This window comes from Streptomyces sp. NPDC046349 (assembly GCF_055587885.1).
Window position 1 is genome coordinate 20,709 of record NZ_JBVJFK010000017.1, and the last position, 16,642, is coordinate 37,350.

Consider the following 16,642-nt stretch of genomic DNA (forward strand, 5'->3'; position numbering starts at 1 on the left):
AACAGGTGTCATCGCAGTGACGCTCCTGACTTGCCCTGTCATGATGTCCGGATGCAAGCGTCAGGGAAAAACGCCGGACTGGGTCTCGCCCTCGTCTCGGCGTTCGCGTTCGGTGGTTCCGGAGTGGCTGCGAAGCCGCTGATCGAGGCGGGTCTGGATCCCCTCCACATGGTCTGGCTCAGGGTGGCCGGCGCGGCACTCGTGCTGTCCCCGCTGGCCTGGCGCCACCGCGACCTCCTCCTGCGCCGGCCCGCGCTGCTGGCCGGCTTCGGTCTGGTGGCCGTCGCGGGCGTGCAGGCCTTCTACTTCGCCTCCCTGTCCCGGATCCCCGTCGGCGTGGCCCTGCTGCTCGAGTACCTGGGCCCCGCGCTGCTGCTCGGCTACATCCGCTTCGTGCAGCGCAAGCCCGTGACCCGCGGGGCCGCCGCAGGTGCGGCCGTGGCCGTCGTAGGTCTGGCCTGTGTGGTCGAGGTCTGGGCCGGGCTGACCCTGGACCTGCTCGGTGTGCTCTTCGGTCTCGCCGCGGCCTGCTGCCAGGCCTTCTACTTCGTCTTCGCCGACCAGGGCGCCGACGGCGAGGACGCCCCCGACCCCCTCGGGGTGATCGCCTACGGGATGCTCGTCGGCGCGCTGGTGATGACGGTCATCGCCCGGCCGTGGGAGATCGACTGGCAGGTGCTGGGCGGGGAGGCCTCCGTCGGCGGCACGATGGTGCCCGCGCCGGCGCTGCTCGGCTGGGTCGTGCTCGTCGCGACCGTCTTCGCGTATGTGACCGGGGTGGTCTCGGTGCGCAGGCTCTCGCCCCAGGTCGCGGGCGTGGTGGCCTTCCTGGAGGCCGTCGTGGCCACCGTGCTGGCCTGGATCCTGCTCGGCGAGTACCTCTCGACCTGGCAGATCGTCGGCGGAGCCCTGGTGCTGGGCGGTGCCTTCATCGCGCAGTCCTCCCGGCCGGCCCCGCAGCCCGCGGCCGAACCCGTCCCGGTGGACCGCGAACCCACGAAAGCCCCGCTGTAGGGTGGCGAGCATGCATTCGACCGTGCTTCCGCCTCCCGCGTCCTAGCGGGCGGCGACCCCACGATGACGGCCCGGCCCGGGGATCACCCGGGCGGGTCGGCGCTGCCCGCGAAGCGATGACCCGAACCACTCATCCTTCACGCACGCGCGGAGAACACACGTGTCGAACCACTCGCCCGCTGCCGGGCGCAGTCTGCTGTACCTCGTCGTCGCCGGAGCCGCCTGGGGCACCGCCGGTGCGGCCGCCTCCCTGCTCTTCCTGGCCAGTGACCTCGGCCCGCTCGCCCTGTCGTTCTGGCGGTGCGCGGGCGGGCTCGTCGTGCTGCTGGGGGTGCTCGCCGCACGGCGCGCACACGCCCGGCGCGCACACGCCCGGCGCGGACGGGCCCGGCCTGCTGCGGGTGCGCCCTCGGCGGGCTCGCTGATCGTCACCGGGCTGCTGTTCACCCTCTTCCAGGCCGCCTACTTCGCCGCCGTGCGCGAGACGGGGCTGGCCGTGGGCACCGTGGTCACCCTCGGCGCCGGACCCGTCCTCATCGCACTCGGCGCGCGCTCGTGGATGGGCGAACGCCTCGGCCGCGGGGGTGCGGTCGCCGTCGCGGGGGCGCTCGCCGGACTCGCCGTCATGGTGCTGGGCAGCGGCGGCGCCGAGGTGCGTCCGCTCGGCGTCGGCTGGGCGCTGCTGTCGGCGGCCGGGTACGCCGGGATGACCCTGCGGGCACGCCGCCTCGGGCAACGCGGGGCGGCCGGGGACCCGCTGGTGACCACCGCCTGGTCCGTGGCGGTGGGCGCGGTGTGCCTGCTGCCGCTCGCCGCGGCCGAGGGGCTGCTGCCGCACACCGAGGACCTGGGGCGGGTGCTCTGGCTGCTGCTCTACGTCGCCACCGTGCCGACGGCGCTGGCGTACGCGCTCTACTTCACGGGCGCCGCGGCCGTGCGCGCCGCGACCGTCTCGGTGATCATGCTGATCGAGCCGGTGAGCGCGGCGGCGATCGCCGTCCTCGTCCTCGGCGAGCGGCTCACCGGCGCTGTGGTGCTGGGCACCGTACTGCTGCTGACGGCGGTCGGTGCGCTGATCGTCGCGGAGTCCCGCCGTCCGGCGGGCGGACCCGCCGAGCCGGCCGAACCTGCCGCGTCCGTCACCGTGCGGCCGGCTCCTCAGAGCGCGGCGAGGTAGTCCGGGAGGGCGATGCCGGGGTCCAGGTCCGCCGCGGGCACGGGGGTCCCGTACGCCGTGCGGACCGGGACCACACCTGCCCAGTGCGGCAGGCCCAGGTCCTCGGCGTCGTCGTTCGACGGGCCCGTGCGGAGCTTCGCGGACACCTCCTCCAGGTCCACCCGGATCACCGCGGTGGCGGCGAGCTCCTTGGCGTCGGCCGGCCGCACGTCGCCGGAGCGGCCCGGGGCGACGGCGTCGATCATGGCGTCCAGGGCGGTCCGCCGCTCCTCCTCGCCGGTCACCTGGTAGGCGGTGCCGTGGACGACCACCGAGCGGTAGTTGAGCGAGTGGTGGAAGGCCGAGCGCGCCAGCACCAGGCCGTCGACGTGGGTGACGGTGACGCAGACGGGCAGGCCCGGGTCGGTGCGGCCCGCCGCGAGCAGGGGGCGGGATCCGGTGGAGCCGTGCATGTAGAGCGATTCCCCGACCCGGGCGAACAGCGTCGGCAGGACCACCGGCGCGCCGTCGCGGACGTAGCCGAGGTGGCAGATGTAGGCCTCGTCGAGTATCGAGTGCACCGTCTCGCGGTCATAGCGCGCCCGGTCGCGGGAGCGGGTGGGGACCGTGCGATCGGTGGGCTCGTACGCACCGGTCGTCCCGGTGCTGTCCGTCGTCTCCGTGGCAGGCGTGGCGGTCATGGTGCGAACTCCATTGCACTAGTGCATAATATGCTTTGTGCTAGGAGAGTATCGGATCACAGGGCGTCGCACATCCGAAATCGCGGCCAGTGTCGAGGCGGGTGTGGCGTCGGGCGAGCTGCCGCCCGGATCGCTGCTGCCGCCCATGCGGGAGCTGGCGGGTGCGCTGGGCGTCAATCCCAACACCGTGGCGGCCGCTTACAGGACCCTGCGCGAGCGCGGGGTCATCGAAACCGACGGGCGGCGCGGGAGCCGCGTTCGCTCCCGCCCGTCGAGCACTCCGAGGGACGCCCTGCGGATGGTGGTGCCGCCGGGCGTGCGCGACGTCGCGGAGGGCAATCCGGACGTCTCGCTGCTCCCCGCGCTGGACGGGGCGCTGGCCGCCGCCGCCCGCCGCCACGGGCGGACGCCGACCCTCTACGGCGCGGACCCGGTCGCGCCCGACCTGGCGCGGATCGCCCGCGCCGACTTCGACGAGGACGGGGTGCCGCCCGGGCCGGTCGCGGTGACCTCGGGTGCGCTGGACGCCATCGAACGGGTCCTGGCCGCCCACCTGAGGCCCGGGGACGCGGTGGCGGTCGAGGACCCGGGCTGGGGAGGCTCGCTCGACCTGGTTCCCGCCCTGGGGCTGCGGGTGCTGCCGGTCGTGGTGGACGACGACGGGCCCCGGGCCGACGCGGTGGCCCGGGCTCTCACGGCCGGGGCGCGGGCGCTGGTGGTGACCTCCCGAGCGCAGAACCCGACCGGTGCGGCGGTGACAGCGGAACGGGCGGGGGAGCTGCGGGAGCTGCTGGGCCGCCATCCAGGGGTGCTGCTGATCGAGGACGACCACGGGCACGGCATCGTCGAACTGCCGGTGCACCCGCTGGGCGGCGTGACCCGCCACTGGGTGATGATCCGCTCCACGGCCAAGGCGTACGGGCCCGATCTGCGGCTCGCCGTGCTGACGGGCGACGCCGTGACCCTGGACCGGGTGCGGGGACGCCAGCGGCTGGGCCCGGGGTGGGTGAGCCGGCTGCTCCAGCACGCGGTGGCGGAGCTGTGGACCTCGCACGCCGTGGACCGGGAGACGGTCGCGCGCGCCTACGGCGAACGGAGGGACGCGCTGGTCCAGGCCCTGCGCGAGCGGGGGGTGCGGGCCCACGGGCGGAGCGGGCTGAACGTGTGGGTGCCGGTGGCCGACGAGACGGTGGTGGTGACGAGGCTTCTCGCCGCGGGCTGGGCGGTGGCCCCCGGGGCCATCTTCCGCGTCGAGGCGGGCCCGGGGGTGCGGCTGACGGTGTCCCAGCTGGAGGTGGCGGAGGTACCGGTGCTGGCCGACGCCGTGGCAGCTGCGGTCCGGCCCGGCATGCCGGGCGGGCGCAACGACTGAACGCGGCTCCGGCGGGGGGCGGGGTGCGCCCGCGACCCGTGCCCGTGCGCGCTCCGGTGGTCCTGCCGACAGGACCACCGCGGCGCGCGGGTCGGAGCTTCGAGCAGGCCGCCCAAGAGGTGCCCCCGGGCGGTGCGAAGAGAGCGCCCCGAGGCCGGAGGTCCGGAGGCCGTGGATCGTGACCGGCGGGCGCCGGTCAGGCCTGCTCGCGGGGGCCCGGGCGGGTCTGGGTGAGGGCGGCACCCGCCAGGACGATCGCGGCCCCGACCGGGGTGTTCCAGTGCAGCTGCTCGCCGAGGACCAGCACGCCGGCCGTCGTGGCGATGACGGGGATGAAGTAGGTGACCATCTGGGCGGTGGTCGGGCCTACCTCCGTCACCAGGCCGTACTGCATCTGCAGGGCCATGCCGGTGCCGAGGGCCCCCAGCGCGATCACCGACAGGGTCGGCCAGAGCGGGAACGAGGCCGGGGCCGAGGTGAACAGGGCGCTGACCAGCGTGAGCTGGAGGGTGGAGACCATGAGCTGCCCGCCGGTCAGGGCCACCGGGGAGCCGGGGGTGCCGGCCAGCGTGCGCCGGACGTAGATCCAGCCGATGGGGTAGCAGAGCGATGCCAGCAGGGCGAACGCGGTGCCCTTGGCGTCGACCCCGGAGAAGCCGTGCCAGGCGCCGAGCACGGTCAGCACGCCGAGGAAGCCGAGACCCAGGCCGGCGAAGCGGCGGCGCGTCGGGCGGTCCTCGGACAGGGCGACCAGTGAGAGCGCCATGCCCCACAGCGGGGACGTGGCGTTGCAGATGCCGGCCAGGCTGGAGGGGATGCTCAGCTCCGCGTACGCGAAGAGCGAGAACGGCGCGGTGTTGAGCAGGAGCGCCGCAACGGTGAGGTGGCCCCAGGTGCGCGGGCCCCGGGGGAGCCTCTCGCGTCGGACCAGCAGCACGGCCAGGAGGGCGAGCGCACCGAACAGGACCCGGCCCAGGGCCACCTGGAAGGGCGCGTACGCCTCGGTGCCGACCTTGATCAGCAGGAAGCTGAAGCCCCAGACCACCGAGAGGATCGCGAACCGCACGCGCCAGTCGAGGAGGCCGCGCCGACGGGGCGCGGTGGCGGCGGCCGCGGCGGGGGCGGCGGATGGGGGCCCGAGGGTCGGCCGAGGGGCTGCGGGTGCGCTCATGGCCCTTACTGTGCTCGTATCAACTTCGTAGGACAAGCGAGAGTTTCTCACAGTGACGGCGTAGCATCGCTTACATGTTGAATCTGGAGCGCCTGCGCACCCTCGACGCCCTCGCCCGCCACGGCTCGGTCAGCGGCGCGGCCGACGGGCTCCACGTCACCACCTCCGCCGTGTCCCAGCAGATGGCCAAGCTGGAACGCGAGGTCGGCCAGCCGCTGCTGGCGAAGAACGGCCGCGGGGTCCGCCTCACCGACGCCGGACGGCTCCTCGCCGACCATGCCGCCCGGATCATCTCCCAGGTGGAGCAGGCCCAGGCCGACGTCGAGGCGCAGCGCGGGTGCGCAGTCGGCGAACTGCGCATCGGCGCCTTCCCGACCGCCATGCGCGGCCTGCTGCCCCAGGCCCTGACCGCCCTGCGCACCGGCCACCCGGAGCTGCGGGTCCGGGTGCGCGAGCAGGAGCCCGAGGAGAGCATGGCGGCCGTCGTCCGCGGAGACCTCGACATGGCCCTCGCGATCGATTGGCACAACAAGCGGATGCCGGTGCCCGCGGAGCTCACCCGGACTCACCTGCTGGACGACTCCGTCGACATCGCGGTCCCGGCCGGCCACCGGCTGGCGGACCGCGCCGCGATCTCCCTCGCCGAGTTCGCGGACGACGAGTGGATCTCCTGGAACGAGGGCCAGTTCTGCCACGAGTGGCTGGTCTTCACCCTGCGCGGTACGGGGATCGAGCCGCGCATCGCGCACATCGCCGAGGAACACCACACCCAGCTGGCCTTCGTCGAGTCCGGGCTCGGGGTGTGCGTCGCGCCGAAGCTGGGCCGAGGACCTGTGCCGCCGGGGGTGCGGCTGCTGCCCGTCTGCGACTCCGTTCGCCGCCACGTGTACGCCGTCTGGCGCGCGGACGCCGACCGCCGGCCCTCCATCCGGGCCGCGGTCGGCGCCCTGCGGGCGACGGCCGCCGAGCTTCAGCATGCGTAGGCGCCGTCGGATCCCGCAGGCCGTCAGATCTTGCGGAAGTCCCAGGAGACGACCGCGTCCGGGGTGAGGCGGATCCACGCGTGCCGGCCGTCGTGCGGCATCTCCTCGATCCCGAAGTTCTTGACCGGGAAGATCCGCTCCGCCGCCGCCAGTTCGGGGCACGGCTCGCCCGTGCGCGGGGCCTCTCCCACGAAGACCGCGCTGCCGGACAGCTCCACGCCGCGCAGCTCGTCGTAGGACTCGCCCGCGTCCACGACCACCGAGATCCGCGGGTCCTGGCGCAGGTCCGCCCAGCGTCGGCTGCGGGTGATCGAGTACAGCCACAGCGAGCTGCCGTCCCACGCGAACCACAGGGCACCCACGTGCGGGCGCCCGTCGGGCGAGACCGTCGCCACCCGGCAGGTCCGCTGCTCCCGCAGGAACGCGTCCACTTCCGCCTCGCTCATCATGATGCGGCGGCCCCGCCGCTGAGTCTCGTCCATCGGTCCCGCGCCCCTTCACATCTGACTATGTGTCAGGAATCATGAGGGCTCTTCCGACGCCACGCCAGGGGGAGTCATGCCGGATCCCGATCCCGCCACGACCGCGCTGCTCACCGTCGAGTGCCAGAACGGCGTCGTGGGCGAGGAGAGCGCGCTGCCCGAACTCGCCAAGGAAGCCCGGGATTCGGGGATGCTGGGACGGGTCGCGGCGCTGGTCGACGCCGCGCGCGGGGCCGGCGTACAGGTGCTGCACGCGGTCGCCGAGCGGCGGCCTGACGGACTCGGGGCCAACACCAACGCGCGGCTCTTCCGGGCGGCGGGCAAACTGCCCGTGAGGCAGCTGGCCGGGAGTCGTGCGGTGGAGGTGGCGGCGCCCATCACGGTGGCCGAGCGGGACCTCGTCGTGCGCCGGCTGCACGGCCTGTCGCCCATGTCGGGCACCGACCTGGACGCAATCCTGCGCAATCTCGGCATCCGCACGCTCGTCGTCACCGGGGTGTCCTCCAACATCGCCGTCCCGAACACCGTCTTCGATGCCGTCAACCTCGGCTACCAGGTCGTGGTTCCGGCCGACGCCATCGCGGGAGTGCCCGCCTCCTGCACCGCCGAGGTGATCCGCAACTCGCTCGCGCTGGTGGCGGCCATCACCACCGCCGAGGCGCTGATCGGCGAGTGGTCCCTCGGGGGCTGACCCGCCGTGGGGCCAAGGCCCGGAGCGCACACTTCCGGACAAGCCGGATGACTGTCGGGTGAACCCGGGGCCCCCGGGAGCGGTGCCGCGTCCGCAACGTCGCACGTCACCGTCCGGGAGCTGTCGCGGTCGCACGCAGTGATGGGTCGGTCGCACCCTGTCTGAACTGCTCGAATGGCCATTCGATCTCCGCTATGCGGATCAGGTGTCCGTAAATCGGCCGTCGATGTGCAATGCCCCTTGGACTCCGCGAGGATTTGGCGCAACGGAACGCGATACCGAAAGTAGCGATCGTGTTCAACCATTGAATCGAAAGTGAGTCTTCCCGTGCGTCACCGTCGTATCGCCGCCGTCTCCGCCGCCGCGCTCCTCTGTCTGGCCGGTGCCACCGGCATCGCTCAGGCGCAGCCCGAGAGCCTGTACGCACCCTCGGCCATGGTCTTCAGCGTCGCCCAGGGGGACGACGTGACCGCTCCCACCGTCCTGCGCGCCACCACGCTCAGCTGCGCGCCCGGCGCCCAGGGGACGCACCCCGACCCCGAGGCCGCGTGCGCGGCCCTCAAGGCCACCGGCGGCACGTTCGACCGGCTGCTGGCCGCGCCGAACCCGGACCGGGCGTGCCCGATGCACTACGCGCCCGTCACCGTGTCCGCGGTCGGCGTGTGGGAGGGCCGCCGCGTGGCCTGGGACCACACCTTCTCCAACTCCTGCACCATGGGGGCGACCCTGAACGGCAACGCCGTCTTCGCGTTCTGATCCGGAGCGCCGGCCGGGCGGCGCCGCGGGCGGGGGCGCCGGCCGGCCGCGGCTCTCACGCCGCCGGAAGCTCCTGCGCGGGCAGCCGCCCCGCCCGCACCGCGTCGACCAGGGCCTGGTGATCGCGTTCGTTCTGGTCGGCGTACGCCTCGGCGAACTCGGCGAGCGCCCGGTCGAAGACGTCGCCTTGGCCGAGGTACGCGGCGATCGCCACCCGGTCGCCGGACCGCGCGTGCGCGCGGGCCAGGGTCATCCCGCAGGCGTTGCCGAACGTCTCCAGCTGCGCCGGCGACATCGTCTCCGGCATCGCGATGCCCTTCCAGTCGCGCAGTTGGCGGACGTAGAAGTCCCGCTTCCTGCCGTCGATGCCGTCCACCCGCTCCCAGCCGAGGAAGATGTCGCTCGCCGCCTGCATCAACCGCTGTCCCGAGACCACGCGTTCACCCTGGTTCCCGTAGAGGCTGGCGCCGACGTGCTCGGCGAGCACCGAGGTGTCGGCCTCCTTGGCCTGGAGGAAGAGCGGGTCGCGGCCGTCCCGGCCGAGCAGGAGCAGGATCCAGCACCGGGTGCCGACACTGCCGACGCCGACCACCTTGCGGGCGACGTCCACCAGGCGGTAGTCCTCCAGCAGCGCCCGCCGGTTGCTCTCCAGCGTGCGGCCGTAGTGGCCGACCAGCGCGCCCAGCCGGTCCACGAGTTCGTCGCGCTCGGAATCCGGGAGCAGGTCGGCGAGCGGGACCAGCAGCGGCGGGTCCGCCGCGATCCTCGGCCGGCCGTCGACCACCTCGGTGAGCTTGTCGAAGACCTGCAGACTGTCCCGGGACCGGGCCTTGGCCATCGCCGTGGCCAGCTTCTTGCGGCCGTGCTTGTCGAGCTGCTCGGTGACGAGGGCCTCCAGGCCCTCCGCGTCGGTCTTCGCGTACCAGACGTCGAGGTTGCCCATCCCGGCGAAGCCGGACATCGCCTCGCGGTACGAGCGCACCGCGGAGTTCACGATGCGGGCGCGCTCGGCTTCGTCGAAGCCGTTCGCCCGGGCGGCGATGACCAGGCTCGCGGACAACCGCTTGACGTCCCATTCCCAGGGGCCGGGCAGCGTCTCGTCGAAGTCGTTGATGTCGAACACGAGCCGCCGCTCCGGCGAGGCCAGCAGCCGGAAGTTCAGCAGGTGTGCGTCCCCGCAGAGCTGAACCGCGATGCCCGAGTCCGGGCTGCCCGCCAGGTCGGACGCCATGATCGCGGCGGCACCACGGTAGAAGCGGAACGGCGACTCCGTCATCCGGGCGTAGCGGATCGGGACCAGCTCGGGCACCCGCGTCGCGGACTGCGCCTCGAGGATCGCCAAGGGGTCCGGCCGGTCGGGAGACGGCTGGTACACGGCGTGCCCCGACCGGGGGCAGCGGCGCCGGGCCTCCCTGCCCATCGCCACGCGCTCCTCGGGCGTGGCACCTGGCACCGCGCGCATCGCGGTGATCGCGCTCCGGGGCATGGCGTCCTCCTGACTGCCCGGCCGGACTGGTTGCCCTGCCTGCCGGCCCGTGTGATGGCCGGCTGCCTGTGCCGCTGACCGCCCGACCTCGTGGTCGCCCGACGTCCGCGGTCATGCGCGTCCTGAGTCCGCACGCCGCCCGCACCCCGGTTACGGCGGCCGGGCCGGGTCCCCGGGGTGCGCTGCGAGCGGTCGCTCTGCCTCAGCCCTGGGCCTCCATCTGCGCCTCGGCCTCCGCCTCGGCGACGGCTATGGCCACGCCGAGCGCCCGGGTGATGTTGCCCGCCGCCGTCATCACGCGGGCGGTGCCGACGATCGGGGCGATGGCGACCAGTACGTCCTGCAACTGCTCCACCGTCAGCCCGGCCTTGAGGGCGGGATCGATGTGCGCGAGGTAGGAGATCGGGGGAGCGTCCGACGCGGCGAGTGCCGCGATCCGGACGAGGAGCAGCGTGCCCGGGTCCATCCCGCAGCGCTCGAGCGAATCGCCCGTCATGGCGGCGAGGGTGTCCAGAACCGGTGTGTCGGATGCAGTGGACATGTCGCATGCCCTCCTGGGGGTGTCGTCGCGCCGGGCGCGGGGCTGGGGCCGAGGAGCGGGGCCGCCCCGAGTCCCGGCACGCCGCCTCGTCCTCAACTCTAGGTCTGCCGACCGCCGGGCGCGCGAGGGCGCGGAGCGAGCGGTCACCGTACGGCGTGGGCGCGGCACGCAGGGACACCTCCGGACGGCGTCCGGGCCGCCGGCGGGCGCTGCGCGGCCGGGGGCGCGGGGACCGACGGCGGTGCGCAGCATGGAACCACCCGTCCGACGACCCCGCGCCGGGAGCCTCCCGATGAAGAGACCGAGCCCCGCCCCGCCGGCCCGCGCCCCCGCGGCCCTCCTGACGGCCGCTCTCACCACCTTCGTCACCCTGCCGGGCCCGGCCCACGCGTTCACCGGCGACCACCACGAGGCGGTCACCCGGAGTGCCCTGTCCCGGCAGCCCGCCACGCTCGCGGAGATGCCGACGCCCGCGACGGGGCGGTCAATGCCAACGACAAGCACCCGTACTTCGACCTCGGCCCCCTGCACTGCGACAACGCCGACCACCTGGCGCCGCGCCACGACCCCCGCTACCCGCGTACCCGGGACGAGGCCACCACCGAGCCATCGCATGCGTCGGAACCTCCGTCGCGCGCTTCCGTGAGGCGGTGCGGGCGGCGGACGGCCTCGTCGACGCCCACGGCAGGGTGCGCGCGGTTCCTGGAGGGAGTCGGGGCTGCGCTCATCCTGCCCGCGATCGTGGCCCTCGTCGCCGGGGCCTTCCCCGCCGAACACCGTCCCGCCGCCTACGGCCTCGTCGCGGCGGCCGGAGCCATCGCCCTCGCGCTCGGGCCCCTCATCGGCGGGATCGCCACGACCTACTTCTCCGGGCGGTGGGTCTTCGCCGGCGAGGTGCTGGTGGTGGCCGGCATCCTCGTGCTCGCCCGCCCCATCGTGGACGCCGTGAGCGAGGAACGTCCGCGCATCGACCTCGTCGGCGTCGTCCTGTCGGGGTTGGGGCTCGGGACGTTCGTCTACGGAGTGCTGCGGTCGGACGAGTGGGGATGGTTCAGGCCGAAGGAGGGCGGGCCCGCGTGGTTCGGGGTGTCGCCGACCGTGTGGCTGATGCTGCTGGGGCTGTCGCAGGCGCAGTCCGCGGGGGTCGGGGGCGTCCAGAACGCCGTCACCAACCTCGGCTCGTCCATCGGTACGGCCCTCGCCGGATCCATCATGATCGCGACGCTCACGTCCTCCTTCCTGACCGGCGTCACCGAGAACCCGGCCCTCCCGAGCTCGGTCAAGAGCCAGGCGACGGTCCAGCTCGCGAGCGGCGCGCCCTTCCTGTCGGACGCCCAGTCGGACAGCGCGCTCGCCGAAGCGGGCGTCAGCTCCGAGGTGGCCGACGCCGCGTTCGCGGCGAACGAGGAGGCCAGGGTCGACGGCCTGTGCGCGGCGCTCTCCGTCCTGGGCTTCGCCGCGCTCGTCGGGCTGTTCTTCACCCGGCGCATTCCGACGGTCCAGCCCTCCGGGCAGGCGCCGGCGCCCCGTCCGCCCGAGCGCCGGACCGGCCGGGTCCGCCGAATTCCGCCCATGGCGGGAAAATCCTTTGATCGTGCACCTTGTTGACCCGATAGCCTGGGAAAATGCTCACAGAAGTGATCGCGACCCGCTATGTGACGCCCCTGCGTGAGGGCGGCTCGCTCCCCGGGATCGTCGAGGCCGACGACCTCGGTACCTACGTCATGAAGTTCACCGGAGCCGGCCAGGGCCGCAAGACCCTCGTCGCCGAGGTCATCTGCGGCCGCCTGGCCCAGCGGCTGGGCCTTCGGGTCCCCACGCTGGTACAGATGCAGCTCGATCCCGTGATCGGGCTCGCCGAGCCCGACCAGGAGGTCCAGGAGCTGCTCAAGGCCAGCGGCGGCCTCAACCTCGGCATGGACTACCTGCCGGGCTCCATCGGCTTCGACCCGCTCGCGTACCGGGTGGATGCGGCCGAGGCGGGGCGCGTGATCTGGTTCGACGCCCTGATCAACAACGTCGACCGGTCGTGGCGCAACCCGAACATGCTGGTCTGGCACGGGGACCTGTGGCTCATCGACCACGGTGCCACCATGATCTGGCACCACAACTGGCCAACGGCCCAGGCGGCCGCCGCGAAGCCCTACAACGCCTCCGACCACGTACTGGCCCCCGTGGGCCCGGACATCGGGGCCGCCGCCGCCGCGCTCGCGCCGCTGGTCACCGAGGAACTGCTCACCGAGGTCACCGCCGAGGTGCCGGACGAGTGGCTGGTCGACGAGCCGGGATTCGACTCCACGGACGCGCTGCGCCGTGCCTACGTGGAGGCGCTGCTGCCGCGCGCGGCCACGATTCACGAGAGGATCTCGCTGGAGGCCGAGGTGAAGGCGCCGGCCGGACCTCCCGGCTGGCTCACCGACCACCTGCCGGAATGGCCCCACAAGACCCACAAGAAGAAGAGCGGCGACGAGTGACCAAGCGGGACGTGTTCGAGTACGCGCTGGTGCGCGTGGTGCCCCGGATGGAACGCGGAGAGTGTTTCAACGCGGGCGTGATCGTCTACTGCCGGGCGCATTCGTACGTCGCCGCGCGCACCCACCTCGACGAGGCGAAGCTCCTCGCGCTGGACCCGGCGGCCGACGTGGCCGGAGTGCGGGCCGCGCTGCGCGGGGTCGAGGGTGTGTGCGGCGGCGGCGAGGCGGCGGGCCAGGCGGCGGGTGACGACGCGGGACGCCGGTTCCGCTGGCTGATCGCCCCGCGCAGCACCGTGGTGCAGCCGGGGCCGGTGCACACCGGTCTGACGGCCGACCCCGCGGCGGAGGTGGAGCGGCTCTTGGACCTCCTCGTCCGCTAGCGGGTGGCGCGGCCGGTGTCGAACCGGTGGCCGTTGACACGGGGTGCCATGACTCCTAGCGTCTCCTCAGCTGAAGCTACTAAGCGGTTGCTCACCTCTGGGCGGCCGCTTCTCAACGGCGAGGAGAACCAGCATGTCCACCACCGAGCAGCGTGTCGCGATCGTGACCGGGGCGGCCCGGGGCATCGGCGCGGCCACCGCCGTGCGCCTGGCCGCCGAGGGCCGGGCGGTCGCCGTACTCGATCTCGACGAAGCGGCCTGCAAGGACACCGTGGAGGCCATCACGGCGGCCGGCGGCCGGGCCCTGGCGGTCGGCTGCGACGTCTCGGACGGCGCCCAGGTGGAGGCGGCCGTCGAGCGCGTCGCCGCCGAACTCGGTGCCCCCACCATCCTGGTCAACAACGCGGGTGTGCTGCGCGACAATCTGCTCTTCAAGATGAGCGAGACCGACTGGGACACCGTCATGAACGTGCACCTGCGCGGTGCCTTCCTGATGTCGAAGGCCTGTCAGAAGTACATGGTGGAAGCCAAGTTCGGCCGCATCGTGAACCTCTCCAGCAGCTCGGCGCTCGGCAACCGCGGCCAGGTCAACTACTCGGCCGCCAAAGCGGGTCTGCAGGGCTTCACCAAGACCCTGGCCATCGAGCTCGGCAAGTTCGGCGTCACCGCCAACGCCGTCGCCCCCGGCTTCATCGTCACCGAGATGACCGCTCAGACGGCCGCCCGCGTCGGCATGGGATTCGAGGACTTCCAGGCGGCCGCGGCCACCCAGATCCCCGTCCAGCGCGTCGGCCGCCCGGACGACATCGCCAACGCCATCGCCTTCTTCACCGGCGACGCCGCCGGCTTCGTCTCCGGCCAGGTCATGTACGTGGCCGGCGGCCCCCTCAACTGACGCGACCGAAGAGAGGCAGGGCGTACGTCATGACCTACAGCGGAACCGACAGCGGCAAGGTCGCGCTGATCACCGGGGCGAGCCGGGGCATCGGCTACGGCATCGCCGAGGCACTGGTCGCCCGGGGCGACCGGCTGTGCATCACAGGGCGCAACGAGGAGGCCCTCAAGGAGGCCGTGGAGCGCCTCGGAGCGGACCGGGTGATCGGGGTGGCCGGGAAGGCGCACGACGAGGCCCACCAGGCCCACGCCGTCGAGCGCACGATGGAGGCCTTCGGCCGGGTCGACTTCCTGGTGAACAACGCGGGCACCAACCCGGTCTTCGGGCCGATCGCGGACCTGGACCTCGGGGTCGCGCGGAAGGTCTTCGAGACCAACGTCATCTCGGCGCTCGGCTTCGCCCAGCGGACCTGGCACGCCTGGCAGAAGGACAACGGCGGCGCGATCGTGAACATCGCGTCGATCGCCGGCGTCTCCGCCTCGCCCTTCATCGGCGCGTACGGGATGAGCAAGGCCGCCATGGTCAACCTCACCCTCCAGCTGGCCCACGAGATGGCGCCGGGGGTCCGGGTGAACGCGATCGCCCCCGCGGTGGTCCGGACGAAGTTCGCCCAGGCGCTCTACGAGGGCCGCGAGCAGGAGGCCGCGGCGGCCTATCCGCTCGGCCGGCTGGGGCTCCCGGAGGACATCGGAGGGGCCGCGGCGTTTCTTACATCTGCACAAGCGGAATGGATCACGGGGCAAACTCTGGTCGTCGACGGTGGGATGTTCCTCAATGCCGGGGTGCACTGACCGATAATCGGACGTATTTGCCTCCGAAAGGGAGGTAAATGTGTACCGAATAGGCACGGAACCGGTCAAGTGCCTCACGAAACCAACCCATTGGATTCGTGGGGCACTGCGGTAGGGTCTGCCGCACCCCTGGCTGATCGAGGAGCGTGCACGTGTTCAACCGGACCAGATGCCTGCAGATCACTGCAGCCCTTGCGTCCATATCCCTGCTCGCCGGTTGCGGCCTGCTGTCGGATGACGACGGCGACGAAGCGAAGCGGATCGTCGTCGGGACCACGAGCGCGCCGAGCACCCTCGACCCCGCCGCGGCGTGGGACGGCTCCTGGGAGCTCTACCGGAACGTCTACCAGACCCTGCTGGCGTTCCCCACGGGCTCCACCAAGCCCCAGCCGGACGCCGCCCAGAACTGCGAGTTCACGGACGGCGCGAGCCAGGCCTACCGGTGCACCCTGCGCAAGGGCCTGAAGTTCTCCAACGGCGAGCCCCTCGACTCCAAGGCCGTCAAGCACTCCCTCGACCGGATCAGGACGATCGGATCCAAGGTCGGCCCGAAGGACCTCTTCGGCAGCCTCGACAAGATCGAGACCCCCGACGCGCTGACCGTCGTCTTCCACCTGAAGACCTCGGACGCCACCTTCCCGTACGTCCTCGGCTCGCCCGCGGCCTCGCTGGTCGCCCCTAAGGACTACCCCGCCGACAAGGTGCGGGAGGACGGCAAGATCACCGGCTCGGGCCCCTACCTGCTGGACTCGTACAAGGAGGGCGGCGAAGCCGTCCTGTCCGAGAACAAGGGCTACGCCGGCTTCGCGAACCGCCAGAACAAGGCCGTGACCATCCGCTACTACGCGGACTCCCAGAAGATGGTGGCGGACCTGAAGGCCAAGGAGCTGGACGCCACCTACCGAGGCCTGTCGGCCTCGCAGGTCACCGACCTCCAGAGCCCCGCCGCGCACACGCTGGGCGTCCAGGTCGTCGAGAACGTCGGCGCCGAGATCCGCTACCTGGTCTTCAACCCGAAGGACCCGGCGGTCAACAAGCTCGCGGTCCGCCAGGCCATCGCCCAGATCATCGACCGCGGCACCCTCGTCTCCAAGGTCTACCAGGGCACCGCCGAGCCGCTGTACTCGATGGTCCCCAAGGGCGTCGTCGGCCACAAGACGCCGTTCTACGACAAGTACGGCGCCGCGGACGTCGGCAAGGCCAAGAAGATCCTCAAGGATGCCGGGATCAACCAGCCGGTCGACCTGACCTTCTGGTACACGACCGACCGGTACGGCTCCTCGACCGCCGAGGAGTTCACCGAGATCAAGCGGCAGCTCGACGAGAGCGACCTCTTCCGTATCACCCTGCGCAGCCAGCCCTGGAAGTCCTTCCAGGAGGGCTACAAGGGCCAGGAGTACCCGGTCTTCGGCCGAGGCTGGTTCCCCGACTTCCCGGACCCCGACAACTTCATCGCGCCGTTCGTCGGCAAGGAGAACGCGGTCGGCACCCCGTACGAGCAGAACGAGATCCTGACCGAACTGCTGCCCAAGTCCCGTCGCGACAGCGACCGCTCCTCCGGGGTCCAGCAGTTCGAGAAGGCCCAGCAGATCTTCGCGGAGGACGTCCGGCTGCTGCCCCTGTGGCAGGGCAAGCTGTACGTCGCCGCACGCGAGGACATCGCGGGCGCCGAGCGGGCCCTCGACCCGCAGACCGCCATGCAGATGTGGGAGCTGTACCGCAAGACGAGCTGGTAGCCGCGGTCCCGCC

At 72.5% G+C, this 16,642-nt stretch carries 16 protein-coding genes and 1 pseudogene; 12 read left to right on the top strand and 5 right to left on the bottom strand.

The features are described from left to right. The first annotated feature begins 51 nt into the window (after positions 1-51). Positions 52-1,014 (top strand): EamA family transporter, encoded by a 963-nt coding sequence (locus tag ACZ6JS_RS32120; protein WP_469303211.1) that lies wholly within the window; start codon positions 52-54, stop codon positions 1,012-1,014. A gap of 160 nt (positions 1,015-1,174) precedes the next feature. After that, positions 1,175-2,191, top strand: a complete 1,017-nt coding sequence (locus ACZ6JS_RS32125; protein ID WP_469303212.1) for a DMT family transporter — start codon at positions 1,175-1,177, stop codon at positions 2,189-2,191. On the opposite strand, the gene ACZ6JS_RS32130 is transcribed toward ACZ6JS_RS32125, so the two are convergent. Then, the gene (locus ACZ6JS_RS32130) at positions 2,173-2,871 is read right to left on the bottom strand and encodes a pyridoxamine 5'-phosphate oxidase family protein (RefSeq protein ID WP_469303214.1); all 699 of its coding nucleotides are present in this window, start codon (positions 2,869-2,871) and stop codon (positions 2,173-2,175) included. The two genes, ACZ6JS_RS32125 and ACZ6JS_RS32130, sit on opposite strands and share 19 nt — an antisense overlap. 37 nt (positions 2,872-2,908) lie before the next feature. Here ACZ6JS_RS32130 and ACZ6JS_RS32135 point away from each other — a divergent pair, with 37 nt between their 5' ends. Beyond that, complete coding sequence (locus tag ACZ6JS_RS32135; RefSeq protein WP_469303215.1) at positions 2,909-4,243, top strand: aminotransferase class I/II-fold pyridoxal phosphate-dependent enzyme; 1,335 nt, start codon at positions 2,909-2,911, stop codon at positions 4,241-4,243. A 196-nt stretch (positions 4,244-4,439) separates the two neighbouring features. Here the strand turns inward: ACZ6JS_RS32135 and ACZ6JS_RS32140 are convergent, their stop codons facing one another. Then, a complete protein-coding gene (locus ACZ6JS_RS32140) occupies positions 4,440-5,414 on the bottom strand; it encodes a DMT family transporter (RefSeq protein WP_469303217.1) in 975 nt (324 codons plus the stop codon). A gap of 74 nt (positions 5,415-5,488) precedes the next feature. Here ACZ6JS_RS32140 and ACZ6JS_RS32145 point away from each other — a divergent pair, with 74 nt between their 5' ends. After that, entirely contained in the window at positions 5,489-6,397 is a 909-nt protein-coding gene (locus ACZ6JS_RS32145; protein WP_469303219.1) for a LysR substrate-binding domain-containing protein, read from the top strand. Between the two features lie 23 nt (positions 6,398-6,420). Here ACZ6JS_RS32145 and ACZ6JS_RS32150 read toward each other — a convergent pair whose 3' ends face one another. Then, on the bottom strand, positions 6,421-6,879 hold the full coding sequence (locus ACZ6JS_RS32150; protein ID WP_469303221.1) for a pyridoxamine 5'-phosphate oxidase family protein: 459 nt from the start codon (positions 6,877-6,879) through the stop codon (positions 6,421-6,423). Between the two features lie 76 nt (positions 6,880-6,955). Here ACZ6JS_RS32150 and ACZ6JS_RS32155 point away from each other — a divergent pair, with 76 nt between their 5' ends. Both ACZ6JS_RS32155 and ACZ6JS_RS32160 read left to right on the top strand, forming a co-directional pair. Further along, a complete protein-coding gene (locus tag ACZ6JS_RS32155) occupies positions 6,956-7,570 on the top strand; it encodes a cysteine hydrolase family protein (protein WP_469303223.1) in 615 nt (204 codons plus the stop codon). 327 nt (positions 7,571-7,897) lie between these two features. Beyond that, positions 7,898-8,326 (top strand): subtilase-type protease inhibitor, encoded by a 429-nt coding sequence (locus tag ACZ6JS_RS32160; protein ID WP_469303225.1) that lies wholly within the window; start codon positions 7,898-7,900, stop codon positions 8,324-8,326. A 55-nt stretch (positions 8,327-8,381) separates the two neighbouring features. Here ACZ6JS_RS32160 and ACZ6JS_RS32165 read toward each other — a convergent pair whose 3' ends face one another. Further along, positions 8,382-9,812 (bottom strand): DUF2252 domain-containing protein, encoded by a 1,431-nt coding sequence (locus tag ACZ6JS_RS32165; protein WP_469303227.1) that lies wholly within the window; start codon positions 9,810-9,812, stop codon positions 8,382-8,384. Positions 9,813-10,014: 202 nt separating this feature from the next. Beyond that, positions 10,015-10,353 (bottom strand): carboxymuconolactone decarboxylase family protein, encoded by a 339-nt coding sequence (locus ACZ6JS_RS32170; protein WP_469303230.1) that lies wholly within the window; start codon positions 10,351-10,353, stop codon positions 10,015-10,017. Between the two features lie 651 nt (positions 10,354-11,004). On the opposite strand from ACZ6JS_RS32170, the pseudogene ACZ6JS_RS32175 reads away from it, so the two are divergent. From ACZ6JS_RS32175 to ACZ6JS_RS32200, 6 genes and pseudogenes are all read left to right on the top strand, one after another. Further along, positions 11,005-11,874, top strand: a pseudogene (locus ACZ6JS_RS32175) (MFS transporter); the annotation flags it as partial. A gap of 104 nt (positions 11,875-11,978) precedes the next feature. Further along, the gene (locus ACZ6JS_RS32180; RefSeq protein ID WP_469303232.1) at positions 11,979-12,827 is read left to right on the top strand and encodes a HipA family kinase; all 849 of its coding nucleotides are present in this window, start codon (positions 11,979-11,981) and stop codon (positions 12,825-12,827) included. Then, positions 12,824-13,207, top strand: coding sequence for a DUF3037 domain-containing protein (locus ACZ6JS_RS32185; RefSeq protein ID WP_030658325.1), 384 nt, complete (start codon positions 12,824-12,826; stop codon positions 13,205-13,207). Before ACZ6JS_RS32180 ends, ACZ6JS_RS32185 begins: the two co-directional genes overlap by 4 nt. 133 nt (positions 13,208-13,340) lie before the next feature. Continuing rightward, complete coding sequence (gene fabG / locus ACZ6JS_RS32190; protein ID WP_364851945.1) at positions 13,341-14,102, top strand: 3-oxoacyl-ACP reductase FabG; 762 nt, start codon at positions 13,341-13,343, stop codon at positions 14,100-14,102. A 29-nt stretch (positions 14,103-14,131) separates the two neighbouring features. Then, positions 14,132-14,893 (top strand): SDR family oxidoreductase, encoded by a 762-nt coding sequence (locus ACZ6JS_RS32195; protein ID WP_469303233.1) that lies wholly within the window; start codon positions 14,132-14,134, stop codon positions 14,891-14,893. Positions 14,894-15,045: 152 nt separating this feature from the next. Continuing rightward, the gene (locus ACZ6JS_RS32200; protein WP_469303235.1) at positions 15,046-16,629 is read left to right on the top strand and encodes an ABC transporter substrate-binding protein; all 1,584 of its coding nucleotides are present in this window, start codon (positions 15,046-15,048) and stop codon (positions 16,627-16,629) included. The last annotated feature ends 13 nt before the right edge of the window (positions 16,630-16,642 follow it).